The 13,798-nt window shown below is 68.7% G+C and carries 16 protein-coding genes; 6 read left to right on the top strand and 10 right to left on the bottom strand.

The genetic code is table 11. From position 1 onward, the window contains the following. Window positions 1–121: 121 nt before the first annotated feature. A complete protein-coding gene (locus ACFYWS_RS35635) occupies window positions 122–1,225 on the bottom strand; it encodes an ROK family protein (protein ID WP_389283381.1) in 1,104 nt (367 codons plus the stop codon). 134 nt (window positions 1,226–1,359) lie between these two features. On the opposite strand from ACFYWS_RS35635, the gene ACFYWS_RS35630 reads away from it, so the two are divergent. Further along, entirely contained in the window at window positions 1,360–2,442 is a 1,083-nt protein-coding gene (locus ACFYWS_RS35630) for a Gfo/Idh/MocA family oxidoreductase (protein WP_389283379.1), read from the top strand. An 11-nt stretch (window positions 2,443–2,453) separates the two neighbouring features. Beyond that, window positions 2,454–2,933: a heme-degrading domain-containing protein gene (locus tag ACFYWS_RS35625; protein ID WP_389283377.1), complete on the top strand. Its 480-nt coding sequence runs from the start codon at window positions 2,454–2,456 to the stop codon at window positions 2,931–2,933. Between the two features lie 12 nt (window positions 2,934–2,945). Here ACFYWS_RS35625 and ACFYWS_RS35620 read toward each other — a convergent pair whose 3' ends face one another. From ACFYWS_RS35620 to ACFYWS_RS35595, 6 genes are all read right to left on the bottom strand, one after another. Next, window positions 2,946–3,803: a fumarylacetoacetate hydrolase family protein gene (locus ACFYWS_RS35620; RefSeq protein WP_389283375.1), complete on the bottom strand. Its 858-nt coding sequence runs from the start codon at window positions 3,801–3,803 to the stop codon at window positions 2,946–2,948. 143 nt (window positions 3,804–3,946) lie between these two features. Continuing rightward, window positions 3,947–4,714 (bottom strand): YidC/Oxa1 family membrane protein insertase, encoded by a 768-nt coding sequence (locus ACFYWS_RS35615; RefSeq protein ID WP_389283373.1) that lies wholly within the window; start codon window positions 4,712–4,714, stop codon window positions 3,947–3,949. 87 nt (window positions 4,715–4,801) lie between these two features. Beyond that, window positions 4,802–5,116, bottom strand: coding sequence for a DUF6412 domain-containing protein (locus ACFYWS_RS35610; RefSeq protein WP_389283371.1), 315 nt, complete (start codon window positions 5,114–5,116; stop codon window positions 4,802–4,804). 136 nt (window positions 5,117–5,252) lie between these two features. Next, window positions 5,253–6,704, bottom strand: coding sequence for a sodium:solute symporter (locus ACFYWS_RS35605; protein WP_389283467.1), 1,452 nt, complete (start codon window positions 6,702–6,704; stop codon window positions 5,253–5,255). Between the two features lie 38 nt (window positions 6,705–6,742). Then, on the bottom strand, window positions 6,743–6,946 hold the full coding sequence (locus ACFYWS_RS35600; protein WP_389283369.1) for a DUF3311 domain-containing protein: 204 nt from the start codon (window positions 6,944–6,946) through the stop codon (window positions 6,743–6,745). Window positions 6,947–7,001: 55 nt separating this feature from the next. Beyond that, window positions 7,002–7,820 (bottom strand): class E sortase, encoded by an 819-nt coding sequence (locus ACFYWS_RS35595; protein WP_389283367.1) that lies wholly within the window; start codon window positions 7,818–7,820, stop codon window positions 7,002–7,004. Between the two features lie 199 nt (window positions 7,821–8,019). Here ACFYWS_RS35595 and ACFYWS_RS35590 point away from each other — a divergent pair, with 199 nt between their 5' ends. The 3 genes from ACFYWS_RS35590 (at window position 8,020) to ACFYWS_RS35580 (ending at window position 10,665) form a co-directional block, all read left to right on the top strand. Continuing rightward, a complete protein-coding gene (locus tag ACFYWS_RS35590; protein WP_389283366.1) occupies window positions 8,020–9,057 on the top strand; it encodes an SEC-C metal-binding domain-containing protein in 1,038 nt (345 codons plus the stop codon). Between the two features lie 87 nt (window positions 9,058–9,144). Continuing rightward, entirely contained in the window at window positions 9,145–10,161 is a 1,017-nt protein-coding gene (locus tag ACFYWS_RS35585) for a NaeI family type II restriction endonuclease (RefSeq protein WP_389283365.1), read from the top strand. 27 nt (window positions 10,162–10,188) lie between these two features. Continuing rightward, a complete protein-coding gene (locus ACFYWS_RS35580) occupies window positions 10,189–10,665 on the top strand; it encodes a very short patch repair endonuclease (RefSeq protein WP_389283363.1) in 477 nt (158 codons plus the stop codon). Here the strand turns inward: ACFYWS_RS35580 and ACFYWS_RS35575 are convergent. Then, window positions 10,662–11,795: a DNA cytosine methyltransferase gene (locus ACFYWS_RS35575; RefSeq protein WP_389283361.1), complete on the bottom strand. Its 1,134-nt coding sequence runs from the start codon at window positions 11,793–11,795 to the stop codon at window positions 10,662–10,664. The genes ACFYWS_RS35580 and ACFYWS_RS35575 overlap by 4 nt on opposite strands. Before the next feature lie 172 nt (window positions 11,796–11,967). Here ACFYWS_RS35575 and ACFYWS_RS35570 point away from each other — a divergent pair, with 172 nt between their 5' ends. Further along, entirely contained in the window at window positions 11,968–12,711 is a 744-nt protein-coding gene (locus ACFYWS_RS35570; protein ID WP_389283360.1) for an HNH endonuclease, read from the top strand. 43 nt (window positions 12,712–12,754) lie between these two features. Here the strand turns inward: ACFYWS_RS35570 and ACFYWS_RS35565 are convergent, their stop codons facing one another. Together ACFYWS_RS35565 and ACFYWS_RS35560 are read right to left on the bottom strand one after the other, a co-directional pair. Beyond that, window positions 12,755–12,985, bottom strand: coding sequence for a hypothetical protein (locus tag ACFYWS_RS35565; RefSeq protein ID WP_389283358.1), 231 nt, complete (start codon window positions 12,983–12,985; stop codon window positions 12,755–12,757). Between the two features lie 107 nt (window positions 12,986–13,092). Continuing rightward, complete coding sequence (locus ACFYWS_RS35560; protein ID WP_389283356.1) at window positions 13,093–13,722, bottom strand: ATP-binding protein; 630 nt, start codon at window positions 13,720–13,722, stop codon at window positions 13,093–13,095. Window positions 13,723–13,798: the final 76 nt, after the last annotated feature.

Genomic DNA, 13,798 nt, shown 5'->3' with positions numbered 1-13,798 from the left:
GCGTCGGCCTCGCGGGGTGCCGTCGCCCCGCCTTGGGCAATCTGCCGCCTTGGGCGGCAGGGTGGGCAAGGCGGCGCCCCGGTGCCGCGCGCCCAGGACGGCGGCCCCGGCCACGGGAGCGTTACGACGTGGCCTCCCGGCCGAAGAGGGGGGCCAGGATCATGTGGGCCGCGCCCTCGACGGCCTGGGTATCGCCGCCGGGTGCTGCCCGGACGGGGATCGTGGGGCCGCCGCCCTCGCGGCGGGCGCGGGCCGCGACGACCCGTTCCACCCCGCGTACGAAACGCCGCTCGTGCGCCGCCACCGTGCGCCCGCCGAGCAGCACCGCGTCGATGTCGAGCAGGCTCACCAGGTTCGCCGCCCCCTCGCCGAGCACCCGCGCCGCCTCGTCCAGGCCCCGGTCCGTGCCGGAGGCCACCGCCGCGAGGCAGAGCGCCTCGATGCAGCCCCGGTTGCCGCAGCCGCACCGCGGACCGTCCAGCTGGATCACCTGGTGGCCGAATTCGCCCGCGCCGGTGCGCGCGCCGCGGTAGAGCGCACCGTCGAGGACGAGGCCCGCGCCGAGCCCGGTGCCGAGGTGGAGGTAGGCGAAGGAGCGTTCCCCCTCGCCCTCCAGTGCGAGGCCGAGCGCCGCCGCGTTCGTGTCCTTGTCCACGACCACCGGGAGACCGAGTCGCTCCGCGAGCGCGTCGCGCAGCGGGAAGCCGTCCCACTGCGGGAAGCCGGTGACCCGGTGCAGCACCCCGTCGGTGTGGTCGAGCGGCCCCGGCACGGCGACGCCGACGCCGAGGACCCGCCGGCCGCCGTCCGCGTCGAGCAGCGCGTCGACCTCGCAGGCGGCGGCCGCGAGCACCGCGTCGGAGCCCGCGCCGAGGTCGAGCGGGGCGCGCCGGGCCGCGACGACCGCGCCCGACAGATCGGCGAGCACGGTGCGCAGCTCGTCGCGGTCCAGGTGCAGGCCGACCGCGTGCGCGGCGCCCGCGAGCAGTCGCAGCACGGTGCGCGGCTTGCCCCCGGTGGAGGCCCGGCGGCCGGCCTCGACGGCGAGGCCTTCACCCCTGAGCCGCCCCGTGATCTTGCTGACGGCCTGCGGGGTGAGCCCGGTGCGCTCGGCGAGCTCCAGGCGGCTTATGCCCGCCTCCCCCGCCGTACGCAGCAGATCGAGCACGAGCGCCGCGTTGTGCCCGCGCAGGGCGCTCAGGTTCGCGCCCACCGTCGCCGCCATGGTCCTCCTCACATCTATTGCCACCAGCCCATTGTCCCTCGCGCTTGCACTTTGGCAACACCGTTGCTTAAGTGGGACGCATGGATGCGCCTGGATCGCCTGGATCGCATGGAACGTATGGAAGGTTGGAACGTATGACCGGTACAAGTGTCCCCCTGCGCGTGGGCCTGGTCGGCTACGGCCTGGCGGGCTCCGTCTTCCACGCCCCGCTGATCGCCGCGACCGAGGGCCTCACCCTGGACACGGTCGTCACCTCGAACCCCGAGCGGCAGGCCCAGGCGCGCGCCGAGCACGGCGACGACCTGCGCTTCGTGGCCTCCCCCGACGAGCTGTGGCAGCACGCGGACGAGCTCGACCTGATCGTCATCGCGTCGCCGAACAAGACCCACGTATCGCTCGCGAAGGCCGCCATCGCCGCGGGCCTCCCGGTCGTCGTCGACAAGCCGGTCGCGGGCACCGCCGCCGAGGCGCGTGAGCTCGCGGAGCTGGCCGAGAAGCAGGGCGTCCTCCTGGCGGTCTTCCAGAACCGCCGCTGGGACAACGACTTCCTGACCCTCCAAAAGCTGCTCGCGGACGGCGAGTTGGGCGACGTCTGGCGCTTCGAGTCCCGCTTCGAGCGCTGGCGCCCGCACCCCAAGGGCGGCTGGCGCGAGTCCGGCGACCCGGAGGAGATCGGCGGCCTGCTGTACGACCTCGGCAGCCACGTCGTCGACCAGGCCCTGGTCCTGTTCGGCCCGGCCGTCTCCGTCTACGCCGAGTCGGACGTGCGCCGCCCCGGCGCCGAGGCCGACGACGACACGTTCATCGCGATCACCCACGCGAACGGGGTGCGCTCGCACCTGTACGTCTCCGCCACCACCGCCCAGCTCGGCCCGCGCTTCCGCGTGCTCGGCTCGCAGGCGGGCTACGTGAAATACGGGCTCGACCCGCAGGAGGCCGCGCTGCGCGACGGCAAGCGCCCGACGGCCGGTGAGCCGTGGGGTGTGGAGGGCGAGTCGCTGTGGGGCCGCGTCGGCTCCGGCGAGTCCCCGCTGACGGGTGGCGGCCGACCGCTCGCGACGGTCGACGGCGACTACCCGGCGTACTACGCCGCCATCGCCGCGGCGCTGCGCGACGGCACCCCGAACCCGGTCCCCGCCACGCAGGCCGCCGAAGCGCTCGACGTCCTGGAGGCGGCGCGCGTCTCCGCCCGCGACGGAGTGACGGTGACCCTGTGACGGACATGGTGATGGCAAACCCCGAAAACGCCCCGCAGATCCCCGAGTTGGAGGACCAGGAGCGCCGTCTCGTCCTGGACTCCTTCACGTACGACGACGCCTGGGCTCTCGGGAACCTGCTCGTGGACCTCGCGCGCGAGCGCCGTGCGCCGGTCGCGATCGACATCACGCGCGGCGGCCAGCAGCTGTTCCACGCGGCGCTGCCGGGTTCGGCCCCGGACAACGACGCGTGGATCGCCCGCAAGCGCCGCGTCGTGGAGCGCTACCACGCCTCGTCCTACCTGGTCGGCAGCCGCTTCCGGGCCAAGGGCACGACGTTCGAGAACGCCTCGCGCCTCGACCCGGACACGTACGCGGCACATGGCGGCGCGTTTCCACTGACCGTTCGGGGAGCGGGAGTCGTGGGTGCGGTCGTGGTGTCCGGCCTCCCCCAGATCGAGGACCACGAGCTGGTGGTCGAGGCCCTGGAGCGGTTCAGCTCCGCGGCGTGACCACCAGAGCACCTACGCCCCCTTGAGCTCCTGCCGCTGGCGGCCGAGGCCGTCGATCTCCAGCTCGACCACGTCGCCCGCCCGCAGGTACGGCTTCGGTTCGGGCTGGCCCATGGCGACGCCCGCCGGTGTGCCGGTGTTGATGATGTCGCCGGGGTACAGGGTCATGAACTGGCTTACGTAGCGGACGACTTCGGCGACCGGGAAGATCTGGTCGGCGGTGGAGCCGTCCTGCTTGAGTTCGCCGTTCACCCACAGGCGCAGGCCGAGCGCCTGCGGGTCGGGGACCTCGTCGGCGGTCACGAGCCACGGGCCGAGCGGGTTGAACGTCTCGCAGTTCTTGCCCTTGTCCCAGGTGCCGCCGCGCTCGATCTGGAACTCGCGCTCGGACACGTCGTGCGCGACCGCGTACCCGGCGACGCACGCGAGAGCGGCCTCGTGGGACTCGACGTAGCGGGCGGTACGGCCGATGACGATGGCCAGCTCCACCTCCCAGTCGGTCTTCACGGAGCCCCGCGGTACGAGGACCGTGTCGTCGGGCCCGACGACCGTGTCGGCCGCCTTGAAGAACACGACCGGCTCGGCGGGCGGCTGGGCGCCGGTCTCCGCCGCGTGGTCGTGGTAGTTCAGCCCGATGCACACGACCTTGCCGATGCGGGCCACCGGCGGGCCGATCCGCAGCCCCGACGCGTCGAGGACGGGCAGGTCCCCGGCCGCGGCCGCGGCCCGTACGCGCTCGATCGCGGCGTCTTCGGCGAGCAGCGCCCCGTCGACGTCCGTGACGAGTTCCGACAGGTCGCGCAGGGTTCCCCCGGCGTCGAGCAGCGCGGGGCGCTCGGCTCCGGCGGGACCGACTCGCAGCAGCTTCATGGTGTAACTCCCTCTGCAGTAGGAGGAGCCTCCACGGCCCGGTGCGGCGTGCGACCGTCGGAGGACTGGTCGATCCTCCAAGGTGAACGTCCAGTCCGCAATACCTCGTTCACGGACTGGACCCGCACCGCCGCCGAGAGGGTTCAGAGCGCCGGCGCGGCCGCCGCCCCTCCCGCGTACGGCATGTCCCGGTAGAGCACCGCCCGCTCGATCGAACTCCACGTCGTCGACGTGACGACGTACAGCGCGGCGGCGAGCGGCACGAAGGCCACCGTGAAGAGGGTGAAGAAGGACATCAGCGGCATGAACCTGCCCATCGCCGCCATGCCCGGCACCGGCTGACCCGCATCGGCCCCCGGCTTCGGGGCCTGCGCCATCTGCTGCTTCGTACGCCGGTAGTTGAAGCTCGCGACGGCGGCGACGAGCGCGAACAGCGCCACGTAGACGAGTCCCTGCTCCCCGAAGAGTCCGCCGTGCGCGAGCGCGTCGTGGAACCGGCCGCCGAGCGGCGCCGCGCCGAGGGTGTGGCCGAGCAGCGCGTTGGGCTCGCCGCCGATGCTCTGGTTGGAGAACAGGTGGTAGAGCAGGAAGAACGCCGGCATCTGGAAGAGCATCGGCAGGCAGCCGGTCAGCGGGGAGACCTTCTCCTCGCGGTGCAGCTCCATGATCGCCTTCTGCGTCGCCTCGGGGCTGTTCTTGTGCTTCTTGCGCAGTTCCGCGATACGCGGCTGGAGCTTGGCCCGTTCACGCTGCCCACGGGCCGCGGCCCGCGACAGGGGGTGGACGAGGAGGCGTACGAACGCGGTGAACAGGACGATCGCCGCGGCCGTGGCGGAGGCGTGCAGCAGCGGCTGGAGAAGGTCGGCCAGATGCTCGACCAGACTGGCGAAAACGGACATGAACGACGACATGGGTGAGCCCTCCGGGGGGTCTCGTCGTGCCTGACATCAAGGAGATCGGGAGATGTGTCGGCGTGACGGACCGCTGACCGGAAGAGGTCAGCAGGCCGTCGGGACGAGGCGTCCGGGAGCTCGGGGCCTGGGTCGGCCGGAGGCGTCGGGATCGCGCTGCGGCAGGAACGCGGTGCGCCGCTCACGGTCGCGGATGGCGGTGCGGACGCGGGTACGCGCCACGGTGGGCACGGAGCGCGCGGTCAGGACGGCGCAGGCGGCGAGCGCGGAGCCCGCGGCCGCGGTGGCGAGCGCGACGGCGCCGACGAGGCTGCCGGTGTCGGCGAGCGCCGCACCGAGGAGGACGAAGAGCAGCAGGGCGACGGGTCGCAGCGTCACGGACCCGTTGGTCGTGCGTGCCATGCGCCTGCCTCCTCTCCCGCTCCCGGGTCTTTCCGATTCGGGGCTCCCCGCCAGTTATACAGGCTCGGTCACGACCGGCCGGTGGTGACGTACGCGTTCCCGTCCGACCGGACCGGCGGCCGGGCGCCCGGAGGCGCTACGCCGCCGCCCCGACCGGATCCCGGGCCAGCACGTCCTCGTCCGCCCGCTCGTCCCGGTCCGCCGGGAACGCGTACGTCACCACCAGCGTCACCACGAGATTGACGGCGAGCGCGACGATCCCGGCGTTCACCCCGAACACCGGATCGTGCCCGCTGAACACGAGCCCGCACACGACGCCCACCCCCACCACGAGCCCGCTCAACGCCCCGACGAGACTCAGCCTCCGCCACACCAGGCCGACCAGCAGCATCGGCACGAGCTGCGCCATCCCCTCGTACGAGATGAGGGAGAGCCGTACGAGGGTGTTGGGCGCGGCATACGTGAGGACGAGCGCGAGCGACCCGGCCACCACGACGACGACCTGCGCCCCGGCCTTCTGGGCCCGGGACGAACCCCGCCACCGCGGCACGAGCGACATCACGCTGCTCCCCCACATCGTGCCGATGACCAGCATGAAGACGGCCATCGGCACGATCGACGACAGCGCGGCCGCGACCCCGACGATCCCCACGATCCACGCGGGAAGGGAGTCGACGACGAGCTTGAAGAGCGCGAGGTTCGAGTCGGCCCCGGTGAGCCCGGGAACGACGAACAGGGCCGCCATCCCGAGCAGCATCGGCACGAACAGCAGGACGTTGTAGGCGGGCAGCCACATGGCATTGCGCCGCAACGCGTCGGCGCTGCGGGCGCCCAGATACCCGGCGACGGTGGTCGGGAAGATGACGACGGTGAGCGCGTTCAGGAAGGTGGTGGTCGCGAACCACCCACCCCCGTAAGGCGATCCCCCGTTCCCCGGCAACGTCAGCCACTCGCTCTTCTCCTCGACAAGCCGGCCGAGGAACGGCCCGTAGCCGTCGAAGTAATGCAGCGGCACATAGAAGGCGAGAAAAGCGAGCGTCACGATGACGAGCAGGTCTTTCATCACCGACACCCAGGCGCTCCCCCGCAGCCCGCTCACCACGACGAAGAGCGTGGTGACGGCGAAGCCGATGAAATAGGCCCAGTTGAGGCTGACGGCACCGTAGGAGATCGTCGAGACGACGACGCCCATCCCCGTGATCTGCAACTGGATGTACGGGAGCAGGAACACGGTGACGAGGATCGCGACGGCGGCACCCAGCCAGGGCCGCCCGAACCGGTGCGCGACCATGTCGGTGATGCTCACGAGCCCGTGCTGCCGCGCGTACGACCAGAGCATCGGCCCGACGACGTACCCGATGGCGTACCCGCAGGACATGTAGGCGACGACGTACAGCACAGGCGCGCCGTAGTTGTACCCCCACCCGGCAGCACCGAGATAGCTGAAGCTGGTGTAGCCCTCCCCCGCCATCAGCACCCACACGAACACGGCCCCCAGCGACCGCCCGCCCACCGACCACTCGGCGAGCCCGCCGCCGCTGCCCTTTCCGCGTACGGCGAGCAGTCCGAGAGCGACGGTGGCGACCATGAAGACGCCGAAGAGGGTGGTGGCGACGGCGGCATCGCTCACTTCGAGGCCTCGCGCATCCTGCGGTCCCCGCGCCAGGTGAGCCAGGTGGCGACGGGAGTGAGCAGCGTCGCGCCGAGCAGCCACGCGAACAGGAACGGCAGCCCGAACACGACGGGTTCGACGCGGTTCACGAAGGGCAGCGCGCCGATGTAGAGCACGAACGGGACGAGGAGCCAGAGCAGATGGGGCCGTTTGATCACGAAACGGCAGCCTATCGGTGGCGCACTCGCTCACTCGCATCCCTCGCGTACTCGCCTACCTCGGACGCATGGCGCTGAGCTTCCCCCACACCACGAGTCGGTACTTGGAGGTGAATTCGGGGGTGCAGGTGGTGAGGGTGATGTAGTACCCGGGATCGCGATACCCGGCGCCCGGAACCACCCGGCTCCGCGGCACGGGATTGATCACGCCCCCGTCACCGGCCGAGGTCTGCGCGAGCGTCTTGTCGACGATGTACGTGTACGAGGCGGTCTTCGTCCGGACGGTGAGGGTGTCGCCGCTGCGCAGCCGATTGATGTACCGGAACGGTTCCCCGTGCGTGTTCCGGTGCCCCGCGAGCGCGAAGTTCCCGGCGCCGCCGGGCTGGGCGGTGCCCGGATAGTGGCCTACGTACCCCTGGTTCAGGACGCCGGACTTGCTGATGCCCTGGGCGACGGGGGCGCGCAGGCCGAGGCGGGGGATGCCGAGGATGGCGTAGGCCTGGTCCCAGTTCGGCCGAGGTGCGGGCTTGGCGCGAGTGTCGTCAGGGGTGACGGAGGGATCGTCGCCCGGGGTGCCGGTCGGAGTGTCGGTGGGCTCGGCGGTCCCGGCGGCGGGCTCGGTGCCTTCGGAGGTCCCTGCGGCCGGACCACCCTGCCACTGCCGCTCAAGGGCCTGCACCTCCCGGTCGGCGCCGGCCCTGGCCTGCCGATTGGTCCACCACAACTGGTGCACGACGAGCAGCAGCACGACGAGGCCGAGGGTGACGGCGACCTCGGCGCCGTTCCACAGCACACGCAGGGCGGTAGACCTGCGGGACCGTCCTTGAGTGACGACAGCAGGCCGATGGGTCCGCCTACGTTGCCTACGTCGCATACGTTGCCTACCTTGCATACGTTGCAGCAGCACGCGCGCAAGATAGATCGCGGGGCGCGAAGTCACCAGAGGCAGGGCGAGGCGGTGGCGATAGCATTGGCGATGGCGATGGCGATGGCGATGGCGATGGCGGGCAACGGGTGCAACGGCCCCCCTCGGGCGGGTCCCCTGTCAAGGTTCCGGCAGTACGGTGTCCCCCATGCGCCCCGACACCCCTGCCACGCCCGCCGAGACCGACCGTGCGAACCATGTCGCGGAAGCCGAGCGCCTGGAGCGCACGGCGGCGATGTACCCGGAGGACGCGGAGCACCTGCTCCTCCAGGCCGCGGCCCACTACGAACTGGCCGAGGCCCGCGACCGCGCGACGACCCTCTACGACGGCCTGCTGTCCGCCGAGGCCCCCCAGTCCCCCGCCCTCATCCGCGCGCTCAAGGCCGCGAACCTGTGGGAGTACGGCCACGAGGCGGAGGCCCGGGCCATCATCACGGGCGTCCGCACGGCGGCCCCGCGGGACCCGGCCCCGTGGGTGATCGTGGCGGAATCCCTCGAAGCCCACGACGAGCTGGAAGAGGCCCACGCCACCTTCACGGAGGGCCTGGAACTCCTGGTCCCGGACTCGGAACGGGAGGCCGGGGTCCCACTCCCGAAACACCCCTTGCTCCTGGGCCGCCACCGCGTGCGCCGCATGCTCGGATCGGAACACGACGCGTGGGACGCCCTCGCCGACCAGGCCAACCGCACGCCCGTCTCCCTCGACGAACTCCACGACCCCAAGCGCACCTGGGCGCTCGGCTCGGAGAACCCGGTGGAACTCCAGGCGGAGATCTCCCGCATCCGGGCGGAGTTGGGCACGTACAGGGAGGCCCTGTCGCGCCCGTTCCCGGTGGCGGTCCTCCACTGGCCGTCGTCCGAATACACGGAACTCCTGTCGGCGTATCCGTCCCTGTCCGCCGAATACCCGTCGTACGAGGCCCACTTGGCCGCCACGGAGGCCTCCCTGAGGGAACTGTCGTCATCCGGCACAGCCAACCTCGGCATCGTCACGGGTACGGTCCCCTCCTACGAGGCGTTCGCGGCGTCGGAGGGCTCGTCACCGGAGGACGTGTCGCTCTTGCCGCAGTACGCGACGACGTTGGCGGCGCGGGGGCGGGCGGTGGGGTGGCCTCCGGCGGTGGACGCGGAGTGCTGGTGTGGGTCGGGGGTGGCGTATGGGGCGTGCCACGGGGGCGCCGCGTGACACCGCGGAACAGGCACTCGACGCCGAACTGGTGCGGATTCGCCTGCCTGGCAACCCCATAACCAACTCGCTGAACAGGAACGACTCTTGCTCCCCTTCGAAAGAGACAGAGCTGCGGCCTCCTGGGTAGTCAGCCAGGAGCTCATCAAGCAGGACCCGGAACTAGTAGCTGTCGCCGAACACATCTGGTCCCTTGACCCTTCAGGAAAGCGCTTCGCCCGCGTACTCCGCGAAACCATCGACCAATTACTCAATGGTGAATCAACAGGACGCTACGCATGGAAGTCCCTGTACAAGACAGAAAAGACCCATGCCGGGACGCTAGTTGAAATTAATCTACAGCGCGAGTTTAAATTCGAGGACGGCCGCGACCTTGCGGGCGGCCACCCCATGGACTACCAGATCCAGGGGATCGACGTCGACTGCAAATTCTCGCAAGAATTCGGGGGCTGGATGATCCCCCCGGAGGCCGTTGGCCACCTCTGCCTAGTCGTATGGGCCGATGACTATCAAAGCCAATGGAGTGCCGGGCTACTGCGCGCCCGAGAGGAGTGGCTAAACACTGGCGGAAATCGCGACAAGAAACTGACGGTGAAAGCTGAACACAGAAAAGACAAAATCCTGTGGCTGTGGCGCAACTCCCCTCTCCCCGAGAACGTACTGCTTCACATTCCCGAGGAGCTACGGAAAAAAATCCTCCTCGAAGGGCCCCGAAAGGGTCAGCGTCGCGTGATCGAACTCTTCCGCAGGGTGCAGAATCGCCCAATCGGTCGCGGCGCCGTAAGGACTGCCGCCAGGCAGCTCGACTACATGGCACGACTGCGAGAAGGAAAAGGGCGCGCAAGAACCGTACTTCGCGAGGAAGGTTTACTGATCGTAGGACCCTACAGAAAACACCAGGAAATCGCACGCCTGCTTGGCGCTGAAGTCCCCCGCCGCGGCGAGTTCGTAAGCTTTCGAGTCGCCAAGGTGAAAGCACACCACGGCGATCAGCCGCAAGTCGAGCTTGACGGAAACTCCTGGGTTTTAGCCGAACAAACCGACCCCGTTGAAATAGCTCCTCGGCTACCCAAGGTATCCAACGAAGAGCAAGAAGTAGACTAGACCGAAGCGAGTGAGAGAGAACGGGGAATGCGTGATAACGGAAACGCCTGGGTTCCCCCCGCAGGCTCCTGGGCATCCTCCGCAGCCCGCCGCCGCAACATGCAGGCGATCCGCAACCGCGACACCACACCTGAGCGCTCAATCCGGCACCTCGTTCATGCGCAAGGTTTGCGGTACCGCATCGCGGCCCGCCCACTTCCCAACCTCCGACGCACCGCCGACCTAGTCTTCCGCCCGACCAAAATCGCAGTATTCATCGATGGCTGCTACTGGCATGGCTGCCCGGAGCACTACGTGCCGCCGAAGACCAACTCAGGCTACTGGTCCGACAAAGTGGCCCGAAACATGGCGCGCGATCGAGACACTGGCCAGCACCTCGAAAAAGCCGGATGGCTCGTACTCCGGTTCTGGGAGCACGAACCACCCGCCGAATGCGCGGAACAGATTGCAGCTGCTGTCAGACAACGGCGAGATGCACTCGGTCGCAAGAATGAGCCAGGTTAACCCTTAGATTTATCCCGCTCGCGAGCCGCCGCCAGAACGTCGATGATCGACTTCCCGATGGCCGCCGCGACCGGAGGCGGGAACGCATTACCCACCTGTCGGTAGCTCGCGGTCTTCCCGCCTGTGAACTCCCAGTACTCCGGGAATCCCTGGATGGTGGCAGCCTGCCGAACGGTTAGCATCGGACCGTCCTCGCCGAATAGATCCCGGTCTTCGGTGCTCTTCACCCGGCACACCTCAGGATCGTTGGCGACACCCATGCCGGAAACACCCAGCGCTCGCCAAGCCTTCTTCGCGCGGCTCGGGCCGAGGTCGGCACCTCCATGCTTCTTCGAACCACCGACGAGCGTCGGCGCTACCCCCCTGGCCGCATCGCGCGACCACTCATCAAGAATGCGCTTGGCCTCGGCTGCACGGGGCCCATTGAGGAAAGGCTTGAAACGTTCCTCCATCGACTCCCCTAGCGCATCGAATACTGTACGCACCTCAGTCTCTGGCACTGGCTCCTCGTACTTCAGGTCCTGGAGCACATCGGTCCGGAACGCAACGAGAATCGACCGTGGCCGAAGCTGAGGCACCGAGAAGTCGGCAGCCTCGAAGACCTTCCACACCTCGACCTTGTACCCGGGCAGCCCGTCAGCGTCCGGCTTCATTTTCTCCAGGGAGGTCTGAATCTTTTCGCGGTAGGCCTCGAACTTTGCATCCATGAGGCCGCGCACGTTCTCGATCATCACGGCCTTGGGTCGGATCCGCTCCGCCAGCTCCAGGATGCGCGGGAAGAGATCGCGCTCGTCGTCCGCCCCGAGCTGTTTGCCCGCATGGGAGAACGGCGGGCACGGAACACCGCCAGCGAGCAAATCCAGCTCGCCCTTGCGGTAGACCCCCTTGCTCTTCTTCAGGTTCTCTTCGGGCTCGAAGTCGTTTACGTCCATGGGCAGCACATCACAGTGCTTGTGCTCCCACTCCCATTTCGGGTGGACATCGATGTTGCTACTCAACGTAGCCGCCGCGTACCTGTCGATCTCGACAAGTGCGAGATGCCGGAAGCCGGCTGCATGCAGGCCAATTGCCTGACCGCCCGCACCCGCGCAGATCTCGATCGACGTGAACTCCCGGTCAGTGCCGGTCATGGACCCTCCTCTTACACGAACCCTGCTGACGCCCCGTACCGCCAGCCATTACAGAGGGTGACAGACGCCACTGACATCGCGACTGACTTCGCGGTCTACCCCAGTTTGCGCCATCACTTACCCGACTCCAGCCACTCCCGACACGCCATCGAATACCCGTACGATATCGCTCGTGGCGAGGACACCCTGGAGTCAAGACGAACTGCTGCTGGCCTGCGCGCTCGTTGCACAGAACGGCTGGCATGAACTGCGTCAGACCGACGAGCGAGTACATGAGCTGTCCGGCCTGCTCCGCTCGCTCCCGACCCGTCGTGATGCGGCTGCTAGCGACCCCCGCTTCCGCTCGGTGAACAGCGTCAGCCGGAAGACCACTGACATCGCTACAGCTCACCCTGACTACCGGGGCACTCGCACTCGCGGCGGCCAGCCGACCCAAGCCGTGGTGAACGACTTCTTGGAGCGCCCGGCCGAGATGGCGGATCTCGCTGAAGCCATTCGCATCGGCATGGGCTCCGGGGAGCTCCACGATCTGCCACCGCTGGGTGAGGGTGCTGACGAAGGCGAGGAAACCGTCGGCCGCGAGGGGCAGCTCATCCCGCGACTGGTTCGCCGGCGGGAACGGGACCCCAAGCTGCGTCGCCTCAAGATTGAACAGGCTCGCCGACGCAGGCAGGCGATCCGATGCGAGGTGTGCCTCTTCGATTTCCACACGGCGTACGGCCAGCTCGGCAGTGGATACATCGAGGTGCATCACCGGCTCCCTCTCCACATATCCGGCCGCACCGAGACTAGGCTCGACGACCTGGCCTTCCTGTGTGCCAACTGCCACCGCATGTGCCACAAGAGCTTCCGCAACAAATCCTGGCGCACTCCCGACGAGGTGAAGGCCGAGATAGCGAACTCCACCGACGGCTGATCTCTGCCGGGCCCTGAAACATACGCATTTCACGGGCCCCGCCTTAGACCGCCGCGCCGACCACATGTTCGTCCAAGTCGACTCCGAAATCGGCAGCCAGGGTCAGCGACACGCGCCGGTGCGCCTGTACCTCACATCCGCACCGTTCCTCGACCGCGGCCAGATACGGCCGAACCAGCGCGTTCTCCTCACCTTTGATCGGCGTCTCGAAACCGTACGGAGAACGATGCGACGGCAGGCTCAGCAGCCGACTCGGTGCCGACTTCACCGCCACCGGGACGCCCTCAGAGCCTGACACCCCGCCTCTCACCGACCGCCTACGTCCCACCCCTGGCCCGACCAGGCCCCTCACCCGCCGGAAGAGCCCCCGAACCCGACCCATCACGCGGCCTCCCCCTCATACCGCACCACAGCCTGGTCCAGCAGATCGTCCGGATCGCACCCTCGCGCCGCAGCCCAGTGCAACAAGTCGGCGATCAGCTCGACGGCAGGTTGCGCGAGCCCCGTCGGAGCCTTCACCGCGAACAGAAGCGGGCGCCCTCGACGTTCCTGATAGGTCTGCAGCACGTCGTTAGCGCGCCGCACGCCGGAGGTGAACTGGTAGCCCGGGAGGGCCAGTTCACACCACACCGCCTTACCCGAAGACGTGAGCAGGGTCCCCCACTCCGCCACAAGCGCGGCGATCAGATGGAGCCCCCGACCGCACTCCGCACCACAGCCCGCTTCTGTCGCCAGTGGGATCGCGTAGCTCTGGTCATGGACCTCGACACGGAAGCGGCCGCCCCGCAGTTCCAGAATCAGCGTGGCCGCCGCGCCCAATCCCACATGGTGCAGGACGTTCGTCGCGAGTTCCGTCACGACGAGCTGGACCTCCTCCACGAGAGGCATTAGCTCCCAGCGTTCAAGCAGGCCGACGACCTCCTGGCGCAGGCGCCGCATTTCTCTCGGGGCCGCCTCAAAGAGCAGCACGTAACGGAGTTGGAGTTCAGAAGAGACGTCGTAGTCGGCCATGGCCGCACTCCCTCCCAGGCCACACAGCGCTGCGCCCGCCGCATCCGTACGGCTGCACTGCGTAGCGGTTCGCTCA

Source organism: Streptomyces sp. NPDC002795, assembly GCF_042888725.1.
Lineage (GTDB): Bacteria > Actinomycetota > Actinomycetes > Streptomycetales > Streptomycetaceae > Streptomyces.
This window is presented reverse-complemented; position numbering and strand designations above follow the sequence as displayed.